At 58.2% G+C, this 14,984-nt stretch carries 14 protein-coding genes and 1 pseudogene; 9 read left to right on the forward strand and 6 right to left on the reverse strand.

Annotated features, from left to right (window positions below):
- Nucleotides 1–159 precede the first annotated feature (159 nt).
- The 5 genes from hisB to WCS52_03790 all read left to right on the forward strand — a co-directional run bounded on the left by hisB (nt 160) and on the right by WCS52_03790 (nt 4,331).
- Entirely contained in the window at nt 160–750 is a 591-nt protein-coding gene (hisB, locus tag WCS52_03770) for an imidazoleglycerol-phosphate dehydratase HisB (protein MEI6166290.1), read from the forward strand.
- Between the two features lies 1 nt (nt 751).
- Complete coding sequence (gene hisA / locus WCS52_03775; protein MEI6166291.1) at nt 752–1,483, forward strand: 1-(5-phosphoribosyl)-5-[(5-phosphoribosylamino)methylideneamino]imidazole-4-carboxamide isomerase; 732 nt, start codon at nt 752–754, stop codon at nt 1,481–1,483.
- A 2-nt stretch (nt 1,484–1,485) separates the two neighbouring features.
- Nucleotides 1,486–2,769 carry a pitrilysin family protein gene (locus WCS52_03780; GenBank protein ID MEI6166292.1) on the forward strand — a complete coding sequence of 428 codons (1,284 nt, stop codon included), beginning with the start codon at nt 1,486–1,488 and terminating at the stop codon, nt 2,767–2,769.
- Nucleotides 2,770–2,905: 136 nt separating this feature from the next.
- A complete protein-coding gene (locus WCS52_03785) occupies nt 2,906–3,640 on the forward strand; it encodes an SDR family oxidoreductase (GenBank protein ID MEI6166293.1) in 735 nt (244 codons plus the stop codon).
- Nucleotides 3,641–3,659: 19 nt separating this feature from the next.
- The gene (locus WCS52_03790) at nt 3,660–4,331 is read left to right on the forward strand and encodes a class II aldolase/adducin family protein (protein ID MEI6166294.1); all 672 of its coding nucleotides are present in this window, start codon (nt 3,660–3,662) and stop codon (nt 4,329–4,331) included.
- A gap of 11 nt (nt 4,332–4,342) precedes the next feature.
- Here WCS52_03790 and WCS52_03795 read toward each other — a convergent pair whose 3' ends face one another.
- Nucleotides 4,343–5,437, reverse strand: a complete 1,095-nt coding sequence (locus WCS52_03795) for a mannose-1-phosphate guanylyltransferase (protein MEI6166295.1) — start codon at nt 5,435–5,437, stop codon at nt 4,343–4,345.
- Between the two features lie 103 nt (nt 5,438–5,540).
- Here WCS52_03795 and WCS52_03800 point away from each other — a divergent pair.
- Nucleotides 5,541–5,936, forward strand: a pseudogene (locus WCS52_03800) (ORF6N domain-containing protein).
- A 25-nt stretch (nt 5,937–5,961) separates the two neighbouring features.
- Here the strand turns inward: WCS52_03800 and WCS52_03805 are convergent.
- Genes WCS52_03805 through WCS52_03820 form a run of 4 tightly spaced genes read right to left on the reverse strand, consistent with a single transcriptional unit; the run spans nt 5,962 to nt 10,316 of the window.
- Nucleotides 5,962–6,279 (reverse strand): DUF192 domain-containing protein, encoded by a 318-nt coding sequence (locus WCS52_03805; GenBank protein MEI6166296.1) that lies wholly within the window; start codon nt 6,277–6,279, stop codon nt 5,962–5,964.
- Entirely contained in the window at nt 6,270–7,655 is a 1,386-nt protein-coding gene (gene thrC, locus WCS52_03810; protein MEI6166297.1) for a threonine synthase, read from the reverse strand. Before thrC ends, WCS52_03805 begins: the two co-directional genes overlap by 10 nt.
- 44 nt (nt 7,656–7,699) lie before the next feature.
- Nucleotides 7,700–8,641, reverse strand: a complete 942-nt coding sequence (locus tag WCS52_03815; GenBank protein ID MEI6166298.1) for a metallophosphoesterase — start codon at nt 8,639–8,641, stop codon at nt 7,700–7,702.
- A 40-nt stretch (nt 8,642–8,681) separates the two neighbouring features.
- Nucleotides 8,682–10,316 (reverse strand): glycoside hydrolase family 18 protein, encoded by a 1,635-nt coding sequence (locus WCS52_03820; GenBank protein ID MEI6166299.1) that lies wholly within the window; start codon nt 10,314–10,316, stop codon nt 8,682–8,684.
- Between the two features lie 127 nt (nt 10,317–10,443).
- On the opposite strand from WCS52_03820, the gene rmuC reads away from it, so the two are divergent.
- From rmuC to WCS52_03835, 3 genes are all read left to right on the forward strand, one after another.
- A complete protein-coding gene (gene rmuC, locus WCS52_03825; GenBank protein ID MEI6166300.1) occupies nt 10,444–11,814 on the forward strand; it encodes a DNA recombination protein RmuC in 1,371 nt (456 codons plus the stop codon).
- 72 nt (nt 11,815–11,886) lie between these two features.
- On the forward strand, nt 11,887–12,483 hold the full coding sequence (gene umuD, locus WCS52_03830) for a translesion error-prone DNA polymerase V autoproteolytic subunit (GenBank protein ID MEI6166301.1): 597 nt from the start codon (nt 11,887–11,889) through the stop codon (nt 12,481–12,483).
- Nucleotides 12,480–13,760, forward strand: coding sequence for a Y-family DNA polymerase (locus tag WCS52_03835; protein MEI6166302.1), 1,281 nt, complete (start codon nt 12,480–12,482; stop codon nt 13,758–13,760). The genes umuD and WCS52_03835 overlap by 4 nt, the downstream gene beginning before the upstream one ends.
- On the opposite strand, the gene WCS52_03840 is transcribed toward WCS52_03835, so the two are convergent.
- On the reverse strand, nt 13,718–14,950 hold the full coding sequence (locus tag WCS52_03840; GenBank protein MEI6166303.1) for a hypothetical protein: 1,233 nt from the start codon (nt 14,948–14,950) through the stop codon (nt 13,718–13,720). The genes WCS52_03835 and WCS52_03840 overlap by 43 nt on opposite strands.
- Between the last annotated feature and the right edge of the window lie 34 nt (nt 14,951–14,984).

Raw genomic sequence — 14,984 nt, forward strand, 5'->3', positions numbered from 1 at the left:
GCCCCGCCCTGCCTGAAAACTTCGGTGGGCTGATCAAGGGCTCTGTCTATTTCATCAGATGACGCCAATGACGTCCCGGTCGCAAGGTAGTTTGTAGACTGATGTATGCCGTTATGGTAAACCTACGCGAATTTGTAACTCAATACGGGAGCGTAGTTAATGAAGAACCGATCAGCGACAGTGGCGCGTAAAACGCGCGAGACCGACATCAAAGTATCCATCAATCTTGATGGTTCAGGGGTCAGCAAAATCGAGACGGAAATGCCGTTTCTCAGCCATATGCTGGAATTGTTCTCCAAACATTCGCTGATTGATCTCACCGTGGTGGCCAAGGGGGATCTTGAAGTCGACTACCATCACACCGTCGAGGATCTGGGGTTGGTGCTCGGGGACGCCATTGACCAGGCCCTGGGTGACCGCAAGGGGATTGTGCGATACGGGTCGGCCTATATCCCCATGGATGATGCCCTGAGCCGGGCCGTGGTGGATTTGGGGGGACGTCCCTTTATGGTCTATGAAGTGGCCAATCGTACACGCAAGATCCGCGATTTCGACCTGTTGCTGATCCGTGAATTCTTCCAGGCGTTTACCGTCAAGGCCCGGATGAATCTCCATATTGCCCAGCTTTATGGTAAGGAACCCCACCATGCCTACGAGGCCATTTTCAAGGCAGTGGCGCGCGCCATGAGTGCCGCCTGTCAGAAGGATCCCCGTGTCAAAGGCGTGCCGTCCAGCAAAGGGGCGATCTGATTTGAAAATTTATCCAGCCATTGATTTGAAAGACGGGAAATGTGTGAGGTTGCGCCAGGGCCTGGCGGAGGCGGTCACCGTCTATTCCACGGATCCTGTAGCCATGGCGCGCCAATGGGCGGAGGCGGGTGGCGATTGGCTGCATGTGGTGGATCTGGACGGGGCGTTTGCCGGGCATCCGGTTCATCACGAGGTGATCAAGGCCATGGCGGCCGCCATTTCCATTCCCTTGGAATTAGGCGGGGGCCTTCGTACGGACGCCGATATCCGCCAGATGCTGGAGGCCGGCGTGAGCCGCGTGATTCTGGGAACCCGCGCCTGTGCCGATCCCGGGGCGCTGGCGGCGCTGGTGAAGACCTTTGGTGACAAGATTGCCGTGGGGATTGATGCCCGTAACGGGAAGGTTCAAGTCAAGGGCTGGGTGGAAACCACTGACACCCTGGCGGTGGATCTGGCCGTGAAGGTGGCGGCGGCAGGGGTGCGTACGATCATTTATACCGATACGGCCACGGACGGGATGTTGACCGGCCCCAATCTTGACGGCGTGCGGATCCTGTGCCGGGCGGTGAAGGCCAGGATCATCGCCTCAGGCGGGATTTCCAACTGCGGGGATATTGCGGCACTCGCGGCCTTGGCACTGCCCAACCTCGATGGGGTCATTGTCGGGAAAGCCCTCTATGAGGGGGCCGTGACCATTCCCGCCATGCGGGCGGTGGCAGGATCGGCGTTCTGACCATGATGATTGATTCAAAGCTCGTGCGACTGCCCTCCGGTGTACGTGTGGTGACCGCGCCGATGCCGCAGGTCGAAAGCGTGTCGATGGGCATCTGGATCGGAGCCGGCGGCCGTTGTGAAACGGCCGCCCAGTCCGGGGTCAGCCACTTCCTCGAACACATTCTTTTCAAAGGGACCGCCCGGCGTACGGCGCGTGAGATTTCGCAGGCCATTGAGGGGCGGGGCGGGGATATCAATGCCTTCACGCAGGAGGAGAATACCTGTTATTACGCCCGGGTGGCGGCACCCCATACGTGGCAGGCGCTCGATGTCCTGATAGATATGATTCAGCACCCCCGTCTGGCTCCGGTGGATATCAAAAAGGAGCGGGACGTTATCATCGAGGAAATCATGATGGTCCGGGATCAGCCCCACCAGCAGGTGGAGGAGACACTGGGTGAGTTGATGTGGCTGAATCATCCGTTGGGCCGGCCCCTGGCCGGGACCTGTGAGACGGTCAAGGCCATCGGGCGCGACGAATTGCTGGCGTATAAAACCCGGCATTATGTGCCCGCCAATATCGTCGTGGCCTTTGCAGGGAAAGTGGATCACCAATCCTGCATTGAACGCGTGCAGGCGGCGTTCCCCGGGAAAGGCAGGGCCTTGCCGCCCCCCTTCGCTCCCTTGGGAAAAGGGGTGAAACACAAGCCGCTGGACGTGCAGGCGAAAGAGGTGGAGCAGGCGCATATGGCGCTGGGATTCCCGACATTTGGACGCCGGGATCCCCGACGCTTTGCCTTGAAACTGTTCAGTGTCATTCTGGGCGAGAATATGAGTTCGCGCCTGTTCCAGGTGGTCCGCGAGCAGTATGGCCTGGCCTATGCCATTCAATGTGGTGGCCATCTGTTTCATGACACCGGCTGCTTTGCGATTACCGGCGGGTTGGACCGGGACCGGTTGGACCGTGCCTTGGCGTTGATTGCCCGCGAGGTGCGCCGGATCAAGGATACCCCGGTCGGGAAGCGGGAGCTGGAGCGGGCCCGTGATTATTCCATCGGGCAGATCCAACTGGGCCTGGAAAGCACGACCAGTCAGATGATGTGGATCGGGGAGCATATTCTGGCCTATGGGCGTGTGAAGGCACCGGAAGAGGGGATCGAGGCGTTGAAGAAAGTCACTGCGGCGGAAATTCAGCACCTGGCAGGTGAGATTTTGCGCCCGGAACAGGCCAGTCTGGCCATGGTCATGCCCGATGCCGATGGCCGTGCGAATGCAAAACTCGGAACGTGGTTAGGGTCCATATAATTCCTGAAGAATTTTCTCTGACAGAATGAACATAATAAACAGAATGGTTCATCGTCGATGGGTTCATTTTGTGTATTTTGTTCATTCTGTCTAAATATTTTAGTTTCGACTACGCTGTGGCAAGGAGAGTCCATATATGAAACTTCGCGGAAAAACAGCATTGGTCACCGGCGGGGCGGTCAGGATTGGCAAGGCCATCTGTGAGGCGCTGGCGGAGGAAGGCTGTAACGTGGTGATCCATTGCAGCCGCTCCCTGCCAGCCGCCCAGCAACTGGCTGGATTGATCCGTGCTCGCGGGGTCAAGGCGTGGGTCGTGCGTGAGCCCATTGACTCCGAGGCCGATTGCCGCTCCCTGATTACCGCCTCACTCAAGCAGGCCAAACAACTCGACATCCTCGTGAATAATGCGGCGGTCTTCCATAAAAACCGGTTGGCAACCACGACCGAGCGCAAGCTGACGGTGGAGCTGGGAATCAATTTGTTTGCTCCAATATTCCTGACGCGTTTTTTTGCGGAACAAGCCGAGCAGGGGGCGGTGATTAATTTACTGGACCGGCGGATCATGGCCAACGATCCCGACTGTCTGCCCTACTCGCTATCCAAAAAAGGGTTGGCGGCCTTTACTCAGGAAGCCGCCCTCGCCCTGGCGCCCGCCATCACCGTGAACGCGGTGGCACCCGGCGCGGTGCTTCCCCCGCCGGGGAAGGGCGCAGAGTATCTCTGTGACCATGCGGGCCGGATTCCGCTCAACTGCCGTATTTCGCCGCAGGATGTGGCTGCTGGCGTGGTGGCGTTGCTGCGGCTTGAGGGTGTGACCGGCCAGACCCTGTTTGTGGATGGTGGCCAGCATTTGCTTGGGAATGGCGTGTGAAAAAAAGGACTGATGGACTATGACTTACAAAGCGTTGCGTAAAGATATCTGTGATGCCAATCAGGAACTTCATAAAAACGGCCTCACCTTTTTGGGCCGGGGTGAAGTCAGCGGATTTGACCGTGAACATGCGATTATGGTGGTGAAACCGGCCGGCATTCCCCATGAACGGCTGACGCCGGAAGACATGCTGGTGGTGGATTTTACAGGAACCCGGATCGAAGGCACCGCGGCCCCGGGACCGGATGCCATCACCCATCTCTATCTGGCCCAGTCCTTTCTGGAGGTGAACGCCATTGCGAGCAGTTACAGCCCGCATGCCACCATGTTTGCCCACGCCCTGCGCCCCATCCCCTGTCTGGGCTCCATCCATGCGGCCCATTTCAAGGGCGAGATTCCTGTGACCCGCATGTTGCGGAAGCCCGAGCTGGACCGCAGTTACGAAAAGAGTTTGTCCTCCGTCATTGTGGAACGTTTCGGACGGATGGTGCATCTTGAAACGCCCGCCGTATTGGTCGCGAGCCATGGAGTGGTCGCCTGGGGGAAAACGGCGGCAGACGCCGTTTTCAGCGGATTGGCGGTCGAGGAACTGGCCCGGATCACGTTGGGCACGTTACAGCTGGCCCCGGCGATACAGCCCATTCCCTCCATGCTGGTGGACCGCAGCTTCGCCGATCACGGCCGGAAGTGATTGAATCTGGCTCAGACGTATTCCGGACCGAACTTTGAGGCGACCAGTTGTTGGACTTCCTTGATGCGTTCGGCCTGATCAGCGGGGCAGATGAGGGTCGCTTCGGGCGTGTGAATGACCATGAGGTTCTGGCAGCCGACGGTGACAATCAGGTGGTTGGGGTCACTGGAGGCCACGAGCATGCCCTGGCTGTCCATCAACAACGACTTCCCCCCTCCGGTGGCATTCTGATCCCCGTCCATCGGACAGGTCAGGGCGAAGGACGGCCAGGAGCCGACATCCAGCCATTTCAGCGGCATCGGAACGGCGGCTACCTGAACGGAGGCGTCTCGTGAGGCGGGCTCCATGACGGCAAAATCCACACTGATTTTTTTCAGGGTGGGATAGATGGCCGCGATGACTTCCTGTTGAAGCGGTGTCCCCCAGGCGGCGGCAATTTTCATCAGGCCGTCATGGTTTTCCGGATGATAACGCCGGATACAGTCCAGCAGGGTGCTGGCACGCCAGACGAACATGCCACTGTTCCAGAGATATTTGGACGGTCCGGCCTTGAAGTAGCGTTCAGCCAAATCCGCGGTTGGCTTTTCCTTGAATTGATCCACGATGGACGCGCCGCCTTCGATAGGGGTGCTGAGTTGAAGGTACCCGTAGCCGGTGGCCGCCTGGGTCGGGGCGATGCCGAAGGTGACTAATGTGTGGGGCCGCTGTTCGGCCAGGCGGAAGCCCTGATCCACAATCTTGAGGAATTGATCGATGGGTTCAATGATATGGTCGGCGGTAAAAATGGCAATGACGGCCTCGGGATCCTGTTTCGCAAGAATCGCGGCGCTGAACCCGACGGCATTCAGGGTGTCCCTCGCGCAGGGTTCGCCCAGGAATTGACTGGTCCCCAATTCAGGCAGGGCCTGGCGCATCATGGGCTCCTGACGATTGGCAGCGCAGATATAGCGTTGGGCGGACGGCACGAGCCCTTCAAGCCGTTGGGAGGCAATTTGAACCAGGCTTTTCCCCTTGATAAAAGGGATCAATTGTTTGGGCATCACGTCCCGGCTCATCGGCCACAACCGCGTTCCTGATCCACCCGCCATTATCACTGCATATCTCATGGTAATCTCCCTTGTGTCTTGGACGTTTCTGTGATGTTTCTGCCATAATTCTCATCATCACGTCAATGATCTCCAATCCTGATCCTCTTCTTTCCCAGAAGACTTTATGTTTATGCTTGAAGATCAAGAGGTTATGAACTTGAGGTGCCAATTTGGCACCTCAAGTTCATGGGGAGGGACGCGTTATGTTCCCATGGCCTTTACAGAACAGGGTGTGGCCATGCTGTCCAGCGTGCTGAACAGTCCTCGTTCCATACAAGTCAACATCACTATCATGCGGGCATTTGTGCGACTGCGTTACATTCTTGCCACACATGCTGATTTGGCCAGGAAGTTGGAGGAGCTTGAAAAGAAATATGACGCGCAGTTTCGCGTGGTATTTGATGCGATGCGGGATTTGATGAAGCCTCCGGCAACTTCAAGCAAACCGATAGGTTTCAGCATCCGGGAGGGACATCCCGTCTATCTTGTGGCGGTCAGAAAACGGAGTCGGAGATAGTCCGTGAGGGTAAGCGGTGGCTGATTCAACTCACCCCAATCTCAACTCTCTCGCCGATGTTGGGCGGGGAGGTGAGCCAGCCGCTTTGGACTTCAATGACCGAGTGGGCCTTCCCGCCGCCCCAGACGAAACGCCAGGGGGGCACCTGTTGAACGATGCGGACAACCCGCCCGTTGGAATCCAGAAAAATGAGGTCAATGGAGAAGCACATGAAGCAGGTGTGGATGGAGCCACAGGGGCTGAGAAGCAGGCCCTGTCCAGGATTCAGGCCACGGCGCCCCATCAATCCGATACTGCGCTTCCAGAAGGTGTCGGCAACGAGCAGTTCGGGAATCAGGTGCAAATATTCTTCTCCATGTGCTTCCGGATTTCCCCTTCGCTGGCAGGGAGGATAGCGCAGCGGGTGGGCAGATGGCGCAACGCCTCGAGAATGGGATGATGGGCCAGGTCCGATCCGGTGGCCTCCTGAATGGCCTGACTGAACTTCGCCGGATGCGCGGTCGCCAGGCAGATCATGGGGGAAGCTGGGTTAACGTAAGGCCTGGCCACATGAACGCCGACGGCGGTGTGGGGATCAAGCAGGTAGCCATAGCGGGTCTGAAATTCCCTGATGGTGGCCAGGGTTTGCGCGGTATTGCCGGAACCGGCACAGATGAGGTTATCAATCTTGCCATTCGCGAGCGGCGGCACCGTAATCTTCTGGTCCACCTCAAACTGCTTCATGACCCGGCTTAAGACCACCGGGTCAGCGCCCAGCCGGTAATACAGATACCGCTCGAAGTTGCTGGCCACCTGAATGTCCATAGAGGGGCTGATGGTGGCATGGACGGCATCACTGGAATAGCGGCCGGTATTAAAGAAGCGCGATAGGATGTCGTTTTCATTGGTGGCCAGCACCAGCCGGCTGATGGGCAGTCCCATCCGGGCGGCCATATAGCCGGCAAAGATATCGCCGAAGTTGCCGGTAGGGATGGAAAACTGAACCGTTTTGGCCCCGGTCAGCCGCATGACGCGGAAGGCGGCAAAGAAGAAATAGACGATCTGGGCCAGCACACGTGCCCAGTTGATCGAGTTGACGGTGCCGAGCGAATAACGGTCCTTAAATTCCAGATCGCTGAAAATGGTTTTCATGATCCGCTGGCAGTCGTCAAACGTGCCCTCCACGGCGATATTGAACACATTGGCATCCGGGACCGTGGTCATCTGGCGTTCCTGAAGTGGACTGACCCGGCCGTGGGGATGCATGACGAAGATATTGATATGCTCGCGGCCTTTGACGCCATCGATGGCGGCGCTGCCGGTGTCGCCGCTCGTGGCGGCGAGGATGTTCATTTCCCGCCCGGTTTTCTTCAGGACATATTCAAACGCATTTCCCAAAAACTGAAGCGCCACATCCTTGAAGGCGAGGGTGGGGCCATGAAACAGCTCCAGGATGTGGATGTCCCCGACGCTACGGACCGGGGTCACGTCGGGATGCCGGAAGGAGGCATAGCTCCGGGTGATCAGGTCGCGGAGTTCCCGCTCCGGAATATCCGTATAGAGCCGCATGACTTCGAATGCCAGATCGGTGTAAGAGAGCGATTTCCAGTCCTTGAGTTTGCCGGTTACATCCGGGATCACGTCAGGGAGCAACAGCCCCCCGTCGCGGGCCAGACCGGTCATGACGGCATCCTGAAACCCCCGGCTCTCTTTTTCACCACGTGTACTGATGTATTGCATGGTGGGAACCATAGGTCATGGGGAAAGCGGCAGGCAAGGAGAAATTATTTGCTTTTGAGCGTGTGGAGGGTTACTTCCGGGCGGCACGAGAACCGCACATCCACGCCGGAGCACCCTGTTCCGGCGGAGGTATAGCCCTGCATGCCCCGGTACCCCCACGAGCCCCGCACAAAACGGATCGGGACGCGGGCATTGATGAATAAGGGAAAGCCACCCGGGAGACAGATCTGTCCGGCATGCGTATGTCCGCACAGCAGGAGGTTAAACCCGCAGGCCGCGGCCTTCCGGTAGATTTCAGGTGAATGGGCCAGCAGTACGGAGGGCATTGCCGGGTCCAGATGGGTGGCGGCTTTCTGGATGTTGTCCGTTTCGTAGAAATGGGGGTCATCGACCCCCGCCAGGGTGATGGCGGCATCCCCGCGCCGCAATACCACGGACTCGTTCATCAGAAGCCGGATTCCCGTCGCCTCAAGAGGCGGCAGCATTTCGATGAAATCATGGTTTCCGAATACCGCATACACATCCCCCTTCAGTGCCGGCCGCAGGCGTTGAAAGGCTTCAATCGCCGGTCCGGTCGGGCCATGCGTGAGCGAGCGGAAGTCTCCGGTGATGACGCAGACATCATAGGTGAGCGGGGCGATCACCCGGGCAATGGCCTCCGGGAGTTCCGGAGTGATATCCAGATGCAGGTCGGATAAGTGCAGGATCGTGAAGCCATCGAAGGCGCGGGGTAGGCCGGGAATGGATACCGGATTATGACGGACGATGGCTCTCAAGGCATTCTGCTGGCCCCGCCGATAGAGGCCGGTCATTTTGAGTGAAAGCCGGATCAGCCAGTGCAGCACCATCATGTTTTCAATGTGAAAATACGTCCGGCCATGGCCCATCACCTTGGCGACCCAATGTGACTGCATGTGCAGCCGATGGGTCAGGTGTGCCCGCCCGATGCGCTGCTCGATCATCCGGTATAGAGATTCATTATCCATCGCCCCTCACTATAATGGGGGCCATGGCGGCAGTCCATCATTATGGGGTAGAGCGGATGAACATCTGGTCCACATAGAGGGTGTCTTGTGACGTTTTGCCTGCGGTGCGATTGGTGTCCATGACCCGGACATACACCTTGCCCTTCACGGTTGCCGGTAGGGAAAAGGTTTGGAACGCGTTGTCATCCGTGGTCTTGGTCACCGTCAGCATGGAGCTGAAATTCACATTATCCGTGGAATAGGAGAATGCAAAATGATCGCCGTCCTGGTTGGTCGAGTGATGCGCCTGAATCGTGAATACGACGGACGTGCCGCCGGTGACATCAAACGTCCAGATATGGCTCAGGTAGGAATACCGTTTTTTGGCGGTCCCGCTGGAGAGTCCTTCTTTGATCGATTCATATACGTTGTCGGCGGTGAGCAGGGATGAAAGGCTTCCGGAAATAGTGCCCACGCTCCGGATTTCGCCTGACGCGAAATTATTCGTGGGCGCTGCGGGTGGGGGGGGTGGTGGCGGGGGAAGGGCCAACATTTCCGAGCCTACTGCGCTCAATAGCGGTTGGTTCCCGATGCTCAGCAGATCCTGACTGAGTTCCCAGATCATGACGCCGGCGAGGCCCTGCGCCTTGGCATACTGGCATTTCAGGCGGACCGAGACCGGATCCTCAAAGGTGACGATGGTTCCCCCATTGAGGGGGGAGGTGAGATAGGGAACCTGGGAAACACTGTCCCAGTTATAGGTGTAATTGAGGGTGGACGCGACCGTGTATTCGCAGGCATTTCCGCCGGCGGCGGGCTTATAGAGTTGGGTGGTCCCTGTGAACGCCAGACCGTAGAAAGGGATTCCTGAGACCAGCTTATTGTAAGGCACCCCGCGTTGGTCATGGAAATACTGGCGGATACTTTGATCAATGGAGCCGGCCGCCAGGGGATCCAGGGGATTGGAGTAAAGCGGAGCATTATGGCCGGACATCCCTGCCCAGGAGCCATAGTAGCAGTAGGTCATTACCCCGATCCAATCTAGTAATGGATGCAGGGTTGCGACATCAAAAAATTTACCCCGCCAGTCGTCGGCATTAATGGTCATGGTCAGCATCAAATTAGGCGCCGCCTGTTTCCAGTAGGCGCGAATATCCTGAACCAGCAACGTCAGGTTCTGGCGGTCGGTGGTGTTTTCAGGGTATTCCCAATCGAGGTCGGCGCCATCATAGTGATTGGTCAGGCATAATGCCGTGAGAGTGGTCACGAATTTGGCGCGAGCGGTTGAATTCCCTGCCATCGGGGAGAAACCCAGTGAGTCCGTATAGCCGCCCAGTGAGAGCAACACTTTCTTGCCAGCGGTATGGGCGCGTTGCGTGAGCTCCGGTACAGGCGTTAAAAAGCCTTGTGGATAAGAAATACTGCCATCGGCATTCGGCCAGGCAAAGGCATGTATCACATGAGTCAGATTCTGAAGCGGGATGGCGGAAGGCGGGTACTCCTGGGTGGTCCATTCTGCGTAATAGCCCGCCACGATCTGGCTATGGGCTGTTAAGCTTCCCGACACTAAGAGCAGCGCTATAGTGACTATTCTTCGCAGGAATGCGAAGCGGGTAGTCGAATGATACTTAAGCGGTGATTGATAAGAAAACCCTTCATTTGCCGCAAATAATCCCAACTGAATGCATGATTTCATTGAGTTATTTCCCCTGTGGTGTTGTCGTGAATAAGTCGTTGGTTTAGCACGCAATGGTAAGGAGCAGTTATCGTGCCTATTTACCCTTGTCTTGACATCCCGGGAGAGTGTTGGCAGGTTTCCCTCCATGAATTCTGCACTCTATATCCTGTTGGGTCTTGGCATTGGCGGCTTGCTGGGGGGCCTGATCGGCTGGCTATTGGGGCAACGTCGTATTTCGGCCACCGCATCGGACAGCCGTGTTGAAACGGAACTTCGCCAGCAAATCGTCCAGCGGGAATCTGAGCTGTCGCACATTCGTGAGGCGCTGGCGCAATCGCAGACGGCCCGCGCGTCGGCCGAGGCCAACTGCTCTGCCGCGGAAAACCTGTTGGCCGAACAGCGGCAGCGTCATGACCAGGCGTTGAAAGAAGCCCGCCTGGCGCAGGATAAGGCCATCGCCGATTTGCGTGAAGCGTTCAAGGCGCTGAGTGCCGATGCCCTGAAGCAGACGCAGCCCGAGTTCCTGCGTCTGGCCAATGAGACGCTCGCCAAGTTCCAGGAATCGGCCAAGGGGGACCTGGCCCAGCGCCAGCAGTCCATTGCCACCCTGGTCAAGCCGCTGGAGGAGCAGTTGAAGAACTACCAGCAACGCCTGCAGCAAAGCGAAGCCTCGCAGTCGACCACGCTGGGGGAAGTGAAAAAGCATCTCGAAACGCTGGCGCTCCAAAGCCAGTCGCTCTCGAACGAAACCCTGCAACTCCGGCGTGTACTCAGTTCGAACCAGGCCCGCGGCCGGTGGGGCGAAGAGACCCTGCGCCGTGTGGTTGAAGCCGCCGGTATGAGTGCCCACTGTGATTTTGTCGAACAGGCGCAGTCCGGTGACAGCAAGCCGGACCTGATCGTCCGGCTTCCGGGCGACCGGATGATCATCATCGACGCCAAGGTGCCGGATCTGGATTTCCTGGATGCGATGGAGGCGGCCGATCCCGTGAAGCGGGCCGAGGCGCTGGCGATTCATGCGGCGAAATTGAAAGGCACCATCAAGTCGCTGGCGGATCGCGATTATCCGCATCAGTTCCCGAACGCCCTGGATTACGTCGTATTGTTTCTCCCCGCCGAATCCCTCTTCAGCGCCGCGCTGGAAGGGGACCGCGACCTGATCGTCTGGGCGGCCGGCAAGCAGATCATGCTGGCGACGCCCGCCTCGCTCATCGCGTTGCTGCGGTCCGTGAGTGTGAGCTGGCAGCAATATGCCCAGACTGAGAATGCCCAGGCGATTGCCGGGGCGGCGCAGGAGCTGTTTGCCCGGGTAACCAAGTTTATCGAGCATTTCGAGCGGATCCGTTATGGCTTGGACAAGGCGAATAACGCCTTCAATGACGCTATCGGCAGTTACGAGCGCATGGTCCGGCCCAGCGGAGAAAAGCTCCTGAAGCTGGGCGGGGGAACGACCGGCAAAACCCTCGCCGATGTGCCGTTGCTCAATGCCTCACTCCGACTGCCGCCCTCGACCTGAGGGATATTATGGGGTCTTGCCTTTCATCGCCCCTTCTGACACTATCGGATTAATTATTGTTACAAAAATAAAATGACTGCCAAAATTCAATCTTCCCGCAAGCGGCGGCCAGGGGCTGGACGCAAGGCCGGCTCGACCAAATATGGGGAGCCCACCCGTGTGATCCGGCTGCCGGAATCGATGTGCCAGCAGGCGGCCATGCTGCTGGCCGCCCGCCTTGCGCCCAAACCGGGCGATATGATTGCGGAGATCACTGTGCCTGTTTTGAATGCTCCTTTATCCGCGCGGCCCTTGTTCCTCTCCCAGGTGGCCGCCGGCTTCCCTTCTCCTGCGGATGATCATATCGAGCAGCGGCTGGACCTTAATCAGTATATGATCCAACATGATGCTGCGACCTACTTCGTGCGCGTCAAGGGGGACTCCATGATTGAGGCCGGCATCCGGGATAATGACGTGCTGGTGGTCGATCGCTCCGTCACCGCCCGCGTGGGCTGTATCGTGGTGGCGGTGGTGAATGGCGAGTTGACCGTCAAGACCCTGGGGCGGACCAAGGGCGGTCAACCCCTTCTGTCGCCAGCCAATGCCAACTATGCGGCCCTTGAAATCAAGGAGGGCATGAGTTTTGAAGTGTGGGGCGTGGTGACCGGTTCGGTCCGGAAATTCAAATGAACCCGCGCGTGATCGCGCTCATTGACTGCAACAATTTCTACGTAAGTTGTGAGCGGGTGTTTAATCCGAAACTCGCCAGTCGGCCGGTGGTGGTGTTGTCCAATAATGATGGCTGCGCCGTGTCCCGTTCGAATGAAGCCAAGGCGCTGGGCATCAAGATGGGGGCCCCCTGGTTCACGTTGAAAGAACTGGCACGCCGGCAGGGGCTGGTGGCCTGCTCATCCAATTACGCGCTCTATGCCGACATGAGCAACCGCGTGATGTCCATCCTGGCGCAGTACAGTCCCTGTCAGGAAGTGTATTCCATTGATGAGTGCTTTCTGGATCTCACGGGTAGCCCCTGCCGGGATCTGCAGGAGCAGGGACAGGCGATCCGTGAGCGGATCCGGCAATGGACCGGGCTGCCGGTGTGTGTGGGGATGGCCTCCACCAAGACGCTGGCCAAACTGGCCAATCATATCGCCAAGAAAAACCCGCAGTTTGGCGGGGTTTGTGATCTCAATGCGATGTCGGATGAGGAGCGTGACAACTGGTTCGGTGGTCTGGGGGTGGGGGAGGTCTGGGGGGTGGGCCGCCGGCTGACGCCCAAGCTGGCCGAACTGGGGATTCAGTCGGTGTTGGATCTCAAGCGGGCGGAACCGGCGCGGTTGCGGTCGCATTTCTCGGTGATGATGGAGAAGACCAACCGGGAGTTGAATGGCCGGGTGTGTATTGAGATGGAGGAGATCACTCCGCCCAAAAAGCAGATTATGAGCTCACGCTCGTTCGGGGTGCCGGTGTCGGATTTGCAGAGTCTGGAGGAGTCGGTGGCGTTGTATGTGAGCCGGGCTGCGGAAAAACTGCGGCGTCAGAAATCCTATGCCGGCTCCCTGCAGGTCTCGATCCGGACGAGTCCGTTCAATCCCGCGATACCGTATTATGGCAACAGCATTACCCTGTCATTGCCCACGCCCACCGATGACACCCTGCAACTGACCAAGGTGGCGTTGTGGGGGCTGGCTCGCATTTACCGTCCGGGCTTCCGTTACCAGAAGGCGGGTGTGATGTTGTCGGAGTTGGTCCCGCCCTCGGCGGTGCAGCCGGACCTCTTTGCGGGTCGGACGGACAGCCGGAGCCGGGTGTTGATGGGGGTGCTGGATGGGGTGAACCGCAAGCTCGGGCGCGGGACCTTACATTCGGCCCGGGAGGGGTTCACGCAACCCTGGAAGATGAAGCAGGATCACAAAAGCCCCGGTTACACCACCCGGTGGGATGAATTGCCTGAAGCCGTGGCGTGAACTTTCAGCGTCTGGTTCAGGACATACGCCAGCCAGGCCTGCTCTTCAACGGACCGGTCGGAAAGCAGCCCGATTCTCCTTCCGCTTTTCGGGATGATTTGAATCTCCATGACGGGCCGGTTATTGACTTTCACGCTACTGGGGCCGACCCGGATGGCGTCAATCGAGTCGAGGGGGAGCTTCTGCTCGCTGGTTTTGAAAGGCCCGATGACCCGGTAGGCCAGCATATTGTTGACGACGGCGATCAGGACTTTACGCTTGGCCATATTTATGGCGATGACCAAAATCAGAAGGCCGATGGCCCAGAAGACGGCAATGAACAGATAGACCGGCAAAGGCGGGTGCCCCTTGATCATGAGTACCGTAAAAACGGTCATGAACCCGTTCCAAACCAAACTGAAGGCGAATAGCCCCTGACTCCCTTTCCACAAGCCTAGCGGCGGAACGGAGATGGCCAGACCGTGGGGATCGGCCTGGCAGGTGATGTCGGTGCCAGCGGGTTTCGAGACCGCCATGCTGGTGTTTTCTTCGCCCACATCAAGTTCGATCACCGGCTCCGTGTGGTCTGCCATTGCGGAATGTCCGCCCAGAGAGAGCGAGGCGGCCAGAACATCGGCCAATGGCCTGAGCAGATCATGAGGATAGGCGGGGGCCATCCACAGGGGTTTCCCGGTGACGGACACCGCCTCCAGCGAGGCCAGGTCCGGGGCATAGGTCTGGGTGCTCCCATCCGCGTTGGTCACGGTCATGCCTCCTTTTCGAACGATCAGCTGGCGCAGTTCAGCGATCGGCCGCTTGCGGCGGATGGGGATGGGACCGAGCTGGTCAATGGCCCGGATAAACCCATCCCCGACCACGATTTCAGAATGCGAGTTGTCTTTGATGATCGCGATGCCAATCATGATTAGGCCGAGCCCTGCGGCCAGTCCTGGAAGTCCCGCCAGCCCGAATCCAATGTCAATCCAGCGTCCGAACCCGGGATCATGAAGGCCGCTGGCAAACGCATCGCGTATCCAGAAGAGCATAAAGCCGGTGATAAACAGGCCAAGGCCGATGGGGGCCCAGCCGAGCTTTCGGGCATTGCCCAGGTTCCGTGTGGGGAGGACATAACGGGTCACGCTCATGCTCTCCCTGATGACTTTGATTTCAGGCGGAAGTGTGGATGTGCTCATGGCCGGAATATTAATCATAATCTTATCGTAATCCTAATCTTAATCGCTCTGG

The organism is bacterium, assembly GCA_037128595.1.
GTDB lineage: Bacteria > Verrucomicrobiota > Kiritimatiellia > CAIKKV01 > CAITUY01 > JAABPW01.